Origin of the sequence: Micrococcus sp. (assembly GCF_030523875.1) — a bacterium.
In the GTDB taxonomy this organism is placed as follows: domain Bacteria; phylum Actinomycetota; class Actinomycetes; order Actinomycetales; family Micrococcaceae; genus Micrococcus.
Window position 1 is genome coordinate 1 of sequence record NZ_JAUNHR010000085.1, and the last position, 8,651, is coordinate 8,651.

Consider the following 8,651-nt stretch of genomic DNA (forward strand, 5'->3'; position numbering starts at 1 on the left):
GGGCGCGGCGGCCGCCTGGCCCGGAGCCGGAGCGGCGTGCGAGCCGCCCTCGGGGCGGGCGGGCGCCGGCGCCGCGGGCGGGGCGGAGGTCGGGGCGGCGTCGTGGGGGACGGGGGCCGTCGTCGTCGGGGCGGCGACCCCGGAGGGCCGGCCGGTCAGGCCGAGCTCCTGACGGGCCCGGGCGGCGTGCTCGAAGGCCACCACGAGGTCGTAGCCGCCGGGGACCACGGACTGCGTGGAGGCGAACCCGTGGCGGCCCTTGCGGGCGGCGAAGCCCACCACGCCGAAGATCATCCACACGGCCACGCCCAGCAGCGCGGAGGTGAGCACCTGCATCCAGCCCCCGGTGGGGTCCAGCAGCAGGAGGAAGACGCCGATCATGGCGCCGAACAGCAGGCCGCGCACCGCCGCGCCCAGGGCCACCTGCCCGTAGTCCAGCCGCCCGCGCACGCGCTCCACCACGCGCAGGTCCTTGCCCACGATCGAGACCGCGCTGACGGGGAAGTCCGTGCCGGCCAGCCGGTCCACCTGCTCGCGCGCCTGCGAGTACGTGCTGTAGGTGGCCAGCAGCTCGCCCTGGGGCAGGCCGCCGCCCGCGGGACCGGTCGGGGAGGTCATCATGAAGGACATGCCCCCATTGTGCCCGTCCCGTGCCGCGCCCGCCCGGCGGGTCCGCGCAGCGCGGACACCGGCCCTGTGTCGCACTCCCGGGGCGGGGCGGGGCCGAGCCACTAGGCTGGCCCGGTGAACTCCCCCCGGATCTTCGTGGCCCGCCTGCTGGGCCTGGACGTCTTCGACCCGCTCGGCGACCGCCTCGGCCGCCTGCGGGACGTGGTGGTGCTCGACCGCGGCCGGACGGAGCGCTCCGTGGCCACCGGCCTGGTGATCGAGGTCCCCGGCAAGAAGCGCGTGTTCGTCCCGATGACCCGCGTGACCTCGCTCGACTCCGGGCAGATCATCACCACGGGCCTGATCAACCTGCGCCGCTTCTCCCGCCGCGGCGCGGAGCAGACCGTGGCCGGCGACCTCTTCGACCGCCGCGTGGACCTCGTGGACGGCTCCGGCCCCGCCGTGATCGAGGACCTGGGCCTGGAGCAGCAGCGCAACGGGGACTGGCTGGTCTCCGACCTCTACGTGCGCCGCGACTCCCGCCGCAGCGCCTTCGGCCGCCCCCGCGGGGAGCACCTGCTGCTGTCCTGGGACGAGGCCCGTTGGGGCACGGCCGCCGAGCCGCAGGGCGCCACGAGCTTCGTGGCCGCCCACGAGGACCTCAAGCCCGCCGACCTCGCCGACATGCTCCACGAGATGACGGCCAAGCGCCGCGTGGAGGTCGCCAACGAGCTCCAGGACGAGCGCCTGGCCGACGTCCTCCAGGAGCTGCCCGACGACGACCAGGTGCAGATCCTCTCCCACCTGGACGTCGAGCGCGCCGCCGACGTCCTCGAGGAGATGGACCCCGACGACGCCGCGGACCTCCTGCACGAGCTGCCGGACTCCCAGCAGGAGCTGCTCCTCGAGCTCATGGAGCCCGAGGACGCCGAGGACGTCCGCCGCCTCCTGGAGTACGAGGAGGACACGGCCGGCTCCGTCATGACGCCCGTGCCCGTGGTCCTGCCCCCCGAGGCCACCGTCGCCGAGGCCATGGCCACCATCCGCCAGCAGGAGATCTCCCCCGCGCTGGCCTCCCTGGTGATCGTGGCCCGCCCCCCGCTGGAGACGCCCACCGGACGCTTCCTCGGCGTCGTGCACTTCCAGAGCCTGCTGCGCTACCCGCCGCCCGAGGCGCTGGGCAACATCATGGACAAGGACCTCGAGCCGGTGTCCGACATGGCCTCCGTGGTGCACGTGACCCGCGAGCTGGCCACGTACAACCTCACCTGCATCCCCGTGGTCAACGCCCAGCACCGCGTGGTGGGCGCCGTCAGCGTGGACGACGTGCTCGACCACATCCTCCCCGAGGACTGGCGCGCCATGGACCCGGACGAGACGCCCGAGCCCGACGGCGCGTCCTCCGCCGACGCCCGCGCCTGACCCCCGCCCCGTCCCCTCGACCGCCCCGAAGGAGTGAGCATGGCCCCGTCCCCCCGCGACGCCCGCGAGGCCCGTCCCACCGGCCTGGACACGCCGATGAGCGCCCGGCAGCGCCGGATCCCCCGGCTGAGCCCCAATCCGGACGCCTTCGGGGAGTGGACCGAGGGCATCGCCCGCTTCATGGGCACCCCGCAGTTCCTGCTGTGGATGACCCTGTTCTGCCTCTTCTGGGTGGGCTGGAACTCCTACGGGCCGGAGGGCCTGCGCTTCGACTCGGCGGCGCTGGGCTTCACCGCGCTGACGCTGATGCTCTCCCTCCAGGCCTCCTACGCCGCCCCGCTGCTGCTGCTGGCGCAGAACCGTCAGGACGACCGGGACAAGGTGGCCCTGCGCGAGGACCGCGACCGCGCCGAGCGCAACCTCGCGGACACCGAGTACCTCACCCGGGAGATCTCCGGCCTGCGCCTCGTGCTGCAGGACGTGGCCACGCGCGACTACGTGCGCGGCGAGCTGCGCGGCGTTCACGAGGACCTCGTCGAGGAGCTGCGCGAGGCCATCCGCGAGGAGGTCCGCGCCGAGCTGCGCGCCGAGGGCGCCGACGCCCCCGCGACCGAGCCGGCCCCCAAGCCCAAGAAGAAGAAGGCCAAGTCCCGCGACCGGGACGGCGCGCGCACCGAGGCCGAGGACACCGCCACCACCACCCTGGCGATCATCGCCGCCCAGGAGGCGGCCGAGCAGGCCGCCGCCCGCGGCTCCGGCCACGGCTCCCACGCGGCCGACGACGGCGGCACGGGGCCGCGCGCATGAGCGCCTCCCCCGCCCCCACGGGTCTGCCGCGCCCGGAGGCCGCCACGGACCTGGCCCGCGCGGTCCTGGCCGCGCTCGACGACGTGGTGGACCCCGAGATCCGGCGGCCCGTCACCGAGCTCGGCATGGTGCGGGCGGTCGAGGAGACCTCCCCCGGGTCCGTGCGCGTCACGGTGCTGCTGACGATCGAGGGGTGCCCGCTGCGCGGGACCATCCGGGCCGACGTCTCCGCCGCCGCCCGGCGCGTGCCCGGCGTCGTCGCGGCGGAGGTGGTCCTGGGCGTGATGACCCCCGCCGAGCGCGCGGCGCTGCAGGACGCCCTGCGCGCCTCGCGGCCCGCGAACCCCTTCGGCGCGGACTCCCTGACGCGCGTGCTCGCCGTGGCCTCCGGCAAGGGCGGGGTGGGCAAGTCGTCGGTGACGGCCAACCTCGCCGTCGCGCTGGCCGCCCGCGGGCTCGCCGTCGGCCTGATCGACGCGGACGTGCACGGCTACTCCATCCCCGGTCTGCTCGGGATCTCCGGGACCCCCACCCGGGTCGGCGAGCTGATCCTGCCGCCGCTGAGCCGGGACGTGAAGGTCATCTCCATCGGCATGTTCCTGGACGCCGACCGGCCGGTCGCCTGGCGCGGGCCCATGCTGCACCGGGCGCTCGAGCAGTTCGTCACGGACGTGCACTGGGGGGACCTGGACGTGCTCCTCGTGGACCTGCCGCCGGGCACCGGGGACATCGCCATCTCGACGGCGCAGCTGCTGCCCGCCTCCGAGCTCGTGGTGGTCACCACCCCGCAGCACGCCGCCGCGCAGGTGGCCGCCCGCGCGGGCCAGCTCGCGGAGCAGACCGGCCAGACCGTGGCCGGCGTCGTGGAGAACATGGGCCCCATGACCCTGCCCGACGGCACGGTGCTGGACGTGTTCGGCGCCGGCGGCGGCACGGAGGTGGCGCAGCGGCTCACCGGCGTGCTGGGCACGGAGGTGCCCCTGCTCGGCACCGTGCCGCTGGATCCTGCCCTGCGCCGCCGCGGCGACGCCGGGGAGCCGGTGGTGCTCGCCGAGCCGGACAGCCCGGCCGGGCGCGCCCTGGCCGGGATCGCCGCGCGCCTGGCGGTGCGGCCGCAGAGCCTGCGCGGGCGCGGGCTGCCGATCAGCCCGCGCTGAGCGGTCCGGCCTCGTCGTCGCTCAGGTGGCGTCGACGTCGAACGGGGCCGGGGCCAGGCCGAGCAGGTCCAGGGGCCGGGGCTCGGTCTCCACGCGGCGCGGCCGCGCGGCCGGGGCCGTGGTGCGGTCCTCACGGCCGGGGGCGGCGGCGGTGGCATCCGGCCGCGGCTCCGACTCGTGGACGTCCAGCACGTCCTGCGCGCGGCCCGAGGCCAGCAGGGCCGCGGCGGCCCCGCCTGCGAGGGCGCCGCCGGCAGACACGGCGGACGAGGCGGCCGACGTCGTCGCCGGGGCGGCGGGCGCGGCGGCTGCGGCCGGGGCGGGGGCGTCGTCGGCGCGGACGGCGGAGCTGCCGTCCCCCGAGGGACGGCGGAAGAGGGTGCGCGGGTCCATGTCCCGCAGGTCCTGCTGGGTGAGGCCCCCGTGGACGTCCTCCGCCGAGACCCCGGTGAGCTCCTGGGCCCGGGCGGCGGGCGAGGAGCCGCCGACCGGCTCGGAGAGGGCCTCGCGGATGATCCGGCGGGGGTCGTACTTGCGCCAGTCCACCTCGTCGAAGTCCGTGCCGGTCTCCTCCTTGAACTGGGTCTTGGCCCCCTCGGCCATGTCCCGCATGCGGCGGATCCACTGAGTCAGGCTCCGGGTGTACTCCGGGAGCTTCTCGGGCCCGAGCACGACGAGGGCGATGACGATCAGGATGATCAGCTCAGACCCGTTGATTCCCAGCACGCTCGGAACTCTACTAGAGGTCCGTCCGCCGAGCGGCGCTCACCGGTCCGCCGGGCCCGCCCCGAGCAGCCGCTCCAGGCCGCGCTCCAGGCGCTCGCCGAGGGCGTCGTCGTCCGGGGGCTCGGTGAGGCCGGAGCGCTCCGCGACCACCACCTGGGTGAGCAGGGCCTCCGCCTGGCCGCGCGGCAGGTCGGCGTCCACCCGGTACGCGGCCTCGGGGGTGGTCAGCACGGCGGTCCACGGCCGGTCCGCCCCCTCCGTGATGCGGTAGGCCACGCCCACCGGCAGGGCCTGCTCCGGCCCGAGCCCCGGGGCCCCGCTCTGGGCGCACCCGGCGCGCGCCCGCTCCTGGCCGCCCCGGCACTCCCGGACGGTCACCAGCGGTGCGCCGCGCCCCCAGGCCACGGTGACGCGGGCGGTGTCCGACTCGTGCGCGGCCTCCACCGTGAGCGGCCGCAGCCCGCCCGCGTAGAGGGAGGGGGCGGTCCAGCCGTGCTCGCGGAGCCACTCCACGCGCTCGGCCGCGTCCTCCTCCTCGCCCGCGACGGCGGGGGCGGCCTCCAGCACGGGGGCGCCCGCCTGCACGCCGGCCTGGCGCAGCGCCGGGTCCGGGGCCCCGACCAGCCACAGGGCGGTCAGCACCCCGCCCATGAGCAGGGTGAGGGCCAGCACGGACACCACGAGCCGGCCGGACACCCCGCGCGGGCGCATGACGGCCGCGGTGGCGGCCGGGCGCGAGTGGACGCTGCGGGCGGCCAGGAGCACGCGGGCGCGCTGGTCCGCGACGGCCCGGCACTCCGGGCAGCGGTCGAGGTGGCGCTCCACCCGGCGGTCCAGGCGGCGCGGCAGGGCGCCCTCGAGGTGGGCGTCGAGGCGGGTCACGCAGTGCCGGTGCCCCATGGCGCCTCCTCCCGGTCCGACGGCGGTCTGCGGCGGGCCGGCGGCGCGGGGCGCGGCTGGGGGCTCGCACCGCGGCGTCGCGGCCTCGACCATCATGACCGGCCCGGCTGGGAGGAACCTGGGGCGCCGACGGCGACCCGCGGGACCGCGCCCCGCCCCCGCTCCGTACACTGGCCCCGACCCGGAGGGGACGCCCGTCCCCTCGCCCGCCCGACCCCGGAGCCCCCCCCCATGAGCGCCCTGCACCCCCAGCCCACCGACAAGCACGCCGCCTGGGCGTGGGCGGAGACCCGCACGGCCGAGGACGAGGTGCTGCTGCGCGCCCGCGAGCGCTCGGCGGAGCTGGGCGTGCGGGCCGTGAGCGAGGGCACCGCCGCGCTGCTGACCGTCCTGGCGGCCACGCGGGCGCCGTCGGCGGTGGTGGAGATCGGCACGGGCGCGGGCGTGTCCGGCCTCGCGCTGATGCGGGGCCTGCCCGAGCGGACCGTCCTCACCACGATGGACCCGGACGCCGAGGTGCAGCGGGCGGCACGCGAGGCGTTCTCGGAGGCCCGCCTGCCCACCTCGCGGACCCGCATGATCACGGGGCGCTCCCGCCTGGTGCTGCCGCGGCTGACGGCCGGGGCGTACGAGCTGGTGCTGGTGGACGGCGACCCGGCCTCCCGCGCGTTCGACGTGGAGCAGGCCGGACGCATGCTGGCCCCCGGCGGGCTGCTCGTGGTGGTGGACGCCCTGGACTCGGACCGCGTCCCGCGGGCCGCGGTGCGCGAGGCCTCCACCGTGGCCGCCCGCGCGGTGGACAAGCTGGTCCGCGAGGAGGAGTCCTGGGTCTCGGCGGTCGTCCCCACGGGCACGGGCGTGCTGCTGGCCGTCCGCCGCTGAACGGTGCCCCGGCGGGGCCCCTCCCCCGGACACGCCGTGGCCCCGCACACCGGAGGGTGTGCGGGGCCTCGGCGTCAGGACGCGGGCGTCAGCCCTGCGTGACGCCCTCGAGGCACTGCTTCAGCTCCTTGGCCTCGTCGGCGTTGATCTCGAGGACGAGGCGTCCGCCGCCGTCGATCGGGACACGCATGATGAGGCTGCGCCCCTCCTTGGTCACTTCCATGGGACCGTCCCCGGTGCGGGGCTTCATGGCGGCCATCTGTGACTTCCCTTCTGATGGAGTTCCCGGCTGACACGTGCTGCGGGTGGCGCTCGCGTCGGTCTGACCGGCCCCCGTCCGCTGGGCGGACGTGACCGGTCGCACATGCATTTTATCCCGGATCCGCCGCGGGCGTGCCACCGGCCCGCTCGGCGCCCGGCCGGCGGGCCAGCTCGTCCTCGAGGGCCGCGATGCGCGCCTCGTCCTCGGCCAGCGCGTCGCGCAGCCGGGCGAGGACGGCGTCCACCTGGTCGCGCTGGTACCCGGGCACCGTGGTGGCCAGGCGGACGCGGTCGACGTCGGCGGCGCGGGGGTGCGGGGGCAGCAGGACGGGGTGCGGGGGCGCCTGCCCCGCCGGGTCCCCCGGGGCCGGGGCCGCACGGCCGACGGACACGGCCGCCAGGGCGGCGACGGCGACCACGAGGACCAGGACGGCGGCGATCCAGATCGGCGTGGTCATGCCCGGGGCTCCCCGCACGTGGCGCGGATGCGGTCCACGGCCTCCTGGGCGGTGTCCACCACGGAGAACAGGTCCACGTCCTCGGGCGAGATCATCCCGCGGGCGGCGAGGGTGCCCCGGATCCAGTCCACGAGCGGCCCCCAGAAGTCCCGGCCCACGAGCACCACGGGGAAGCGCGTGACCGTGCCGGTCTGCGCGAGGGTGAGTGCCTCGAACAGCTCGTCGAGCGTGCCGAAGCCCCCGGGCAGGACCACGAACCCCTGCGCGTAGCGCAGGAACATGACCTTGCGGGCGAAGAAGTAGCGGAAGTCCACGCCGATGCCGACGTAGGGGTTCAGCCCCGTCTCGAAGGGCAGCTCGATCCCCAGGCCCACCGAGACGCCGTCGGCCTCGTGCGCGCCGCGGTTGCCGGCCTCCATGGCGCCGGGGCCGCCGCCGGTGATGACGGCGTAGCCCGCCTCCACGAGCAGGCGGCCGAGCTCGACGCCGAGCGCGTACTCCTGCGTGCCCTCCCCCGTGCGGGCGGAGCCGAACACCGAGACGGCGGGGCCGAGGTCCGCGAGGGTGCCGAACCCCTCGACGAACTCCGACTGGATGCGCAGCACGCGCCACGCGTCCGAGGTGGAGGAGGTGGACGGCACCCGGGCCTGGCCGGCGGGCGCCTGGCGGGCGTCCAGCAGCAGCTGGTCGAAGGTCGGGGCCGTGGCGGCGGGGCCGGTCAGGACCTGCCCGCCACGGTGCACGCGGCGGCGGTCGGCGCCGGCGGTCGGGGCGGGGGCGGCGGAGTCGTCGGGGGCCATGCGCCCAGCCTAGGCGAGGGGGTGCACGGCCGGGGCCGACGCACCCGCGCGTCGGAGGGGCGCAGGCGCGGTGCTGCGCTATGCTCCCCGCCATGACGCAGACCACATCCCCCGGTGGGGCGGGCCACACCGGCTCGACCGCCGCCCCGGCCGGCGCCGACGCGCTCATCCGCCTGGAGCACGTGAACAAGCACTTCGGCGACTTCCACGCGCTCAAGGACATCGACCTGGCGATCCCGCGCGGCCAGGTGGCGATCGTGCTCGGCCCCTCCGGCTCCGGCAAGTCCACGCTGTGCCGCACGATCAACCGGCTCGAGACCATCGACGACGACGGCGGCCGCATCCTCATCGACGGCGAGCCGCTGCCGGCCGAGGGGCGGGAGCTGGCCCGACTGCGCGCCGAGGTGGGCATGGTCTTCCAGTCCTTCAACCTCTTCGCCCACAAGTCGATCCTCGAGAACGTCACGCTCGGCCCGATCCGCGTGAAGGGCAAGCGCAAGGCCGACGCCGAGCGCCACGCCATGGAGCTGCTCGAGCGCGTGGGCGTGGCCCACCAGGCCAAGAAGATGCCCGCCCAGCTCTCCGGCGGCCAGCAGCAGCGCGTCGCGATCGCCCGCGCCCTGGCCATG

Annotated in this window: 11 protein-coding genes; 5 read left to right on the top strand and 6 right to left on the bottom strand. The window is 76.5% G+C overall.

Going from position 1 to position 8,651, the window contains the following annotated elements:
* Nucleotides 1-630: general stress protein (locus Q4D18_RS09905; RefSeq protein WP_303127881.1), on the bottom strand; the 630-nt coding region annotated here is incomplete at its 3' end.
* 114 nt (nt 631-744) lie between these two features.
* Here Q4D18_RS09905 and Q4D18_RS09910 point away from each other — a divergent pair.
* Genes Q4D18_RS09910 through Q4D18_RS09920 form a run of 3 tightly spaced genes read left to right on the top strand, consistent with a single transcriptional unit; the run spans nt 745 to nt 3,995 of the window.
* Nucleotides 745-2,031: a CBS domain-containing protein gene (locus Q4D18_RS09910; RefSeq protein WP_303127884.1), complete on the top strand. Its 1,287-nt coding sequence runs from the start codon at nt 745-747 to the stop codon at nt 2,029-2,031.
* A 39-nt stretch (nt 2,032-2,070) separates the two neighbouring features.
* Entirely contained in the window at nt 2,071-2,838 is a 768-nt protein-coding gene (locus Q4D18_RS09915; RefSeq protein ID WP_303127886.1) for a DUF1003 domain-containing protein, read from the top strand.
* Nucleotides 2,835-3,995 carry an Mrp/NBP35 family ATP-binding protein gene (locus Q4D18_RS09920; RefSeq protein WP_303127889.1) on the top strand — a complete coding sequence of 387 codons (1,161 nt, stop codon included), beginning with the start codon at nt 2,835-2,837 and terminating at the stop codon, nt 3,993-3,995. Before Q4D18_RS09915 ends, Q4D18_RS09920 begins: the two co-directional genes overlap by 4 nt.
* Nucleotides 3,996-4,016: 21 nt before the next feature.
* On the opposite strand, the gene tatB is transcribed toward Q4D18_RS09920, so the two are convergent.
* Complete coding sequence (tatB, locus tag Q4D18_RS09925) at nt 4,017-4,721, bottom strand: Sec-independent protein translocase protein TatB (RefSeq protein WP_303127892.1); 705 nt, start codon at nt 4,719-4,721, stop codon at nt 4,017-4,019.
* A gap of 39 nt (nt 4,722-4,760) precedes the next feature.
* Complete coding sequence (locus Q4D18_RS09930; protein ID WP_303127894.1) at nt 4,761-5,621, bottom strand: zf-HC2 domain-containing protein; 861 nt, start codon at nt 5,619-5,621, stop codon at nt 4,761-4,763.
* Between the two features lie 231 nt (nt 5,622-5,852).
* On the opposite strand from Q4D18_RS09930, the gene Q4D18_RS09935 reads away from it, so the two are divergent.
* Complete coding sequence (locus tag Q4D18_RS09935) at nt 5,853-6,503, top strand: O-methyltransferase (protein ID WP_303127897.1); 651 nt, start codon at nt 5,853-5,855, stop codon at nt 6,501-6,503.
* 88 nt (nt 6,504-6,591) lie between these two features.
* Here the strand turns inward: Q4D18_RS09935 and Q4D18_RS09940 are convergent, their stop codons facing one another.
* The 3 genes from Q4D18_RS09940 to Q4D18_RS09950 form a co-directional block, all read right to left on the bottom strand.
* Complete coding sequence (locus tag Q4D18_RS09940) at nt 6,592-6,762, bottom strand: DUF3117 domain-containing protein (RefSeq protein WP_303127900.1); 171 nt, start codon at nt 6,760-6,762, stop codon at nt 6,592-6,594.
* Nucleotides 6,763-6,874: 112 nt separating this feature from the next.
* On the bottom strand, nt 6,875-7,222 hold the full coding sequence (locus Q4D18_RS09945; protein ID WP_303127902.1) for a DivIVA domain-containing protein: 348 nt from the start codon (nt 7,220-7,222) through the stop codon (nt 6,875-6,877).
* A complete protein-coding gene (locus Q4D18_RS09950; protein ID WP_303127904.1) occupies nt 7,219-8,022 on the bottom strand; it encodes a TIGR00730 family Rossman fold protein in 804 nt (267 codons plus the stop codon). Before Q4D18_RS09950 ends, Q4D18_RS09945 begins: the two co-directional genes overlap by 4 nt.
* Before the next feature lie 92 nt (nt 8,023-8,114).
* On the opposite strand from Q4D18_RS09950, the gene Q4D18_RS09955 reads away from it, so the two are divergent.
* Nucleotides 8,115-8,651, top strand: a 537-nt coding sequence (locus Q4D18_RS09955; protein WP_303127907.1) for an amino acid ABC transporter ATP-binding protein, incomplete at its 3' end; no start/stop codon positions are given.

Coding starts and splice junctions, on each gene's coding strand:
- Q4D18_RS09915 (WP_303127886.1), top strand. CDS start 2,071: ATGGCCCCGTCCCCCCGCGACGCCCGCGAGGCCCGTCCCACCGGCCTG.
- Q4D18_RS09940 (WP_303127900.1), bottom strand. CDS start 6,762: ATGGCCGCCATGAAGCCCCGCACCGGGGACGGTCCCATGGAAGTGACC.
- Q4D18_RS09935 (WP_303127897.1), top strand. CDS start 5,853: ATGAGCGCCCTGCACCCCCAGCCCACCGACAAGCACGCCGCCTGGGCG.
- Q4D18_RS09920 (WP_303127889.1), top strand. CDS start 2,835: ATGAGCGCCTCCCCCGCCCCCACGGGTCTGCCGCGCCCGGAGGCCGCC.
- Q4D18_RS09950 (WP_303127904.1), bottom strand. CDS start 8,022: ATGGCCCCCGACGACTCCGCCGCCCCCGCCCCGACCGCCGGCGCCGAC.
- Q4D18_RS09945 (WP_303127902.1), bottom strand. CDS start 7,222: ATGACCACGCCGATCTGGATCGCCGCCGTCCTGGTCCTCGTGGTCGCC.
- Q4D18_RS09930 (WP_303127894.1), bottom strand. CDS start 5,621: ATGGGGCACCGGCACTGCGTGACCCGCCTCGACGCCCACCTCGAGGGC.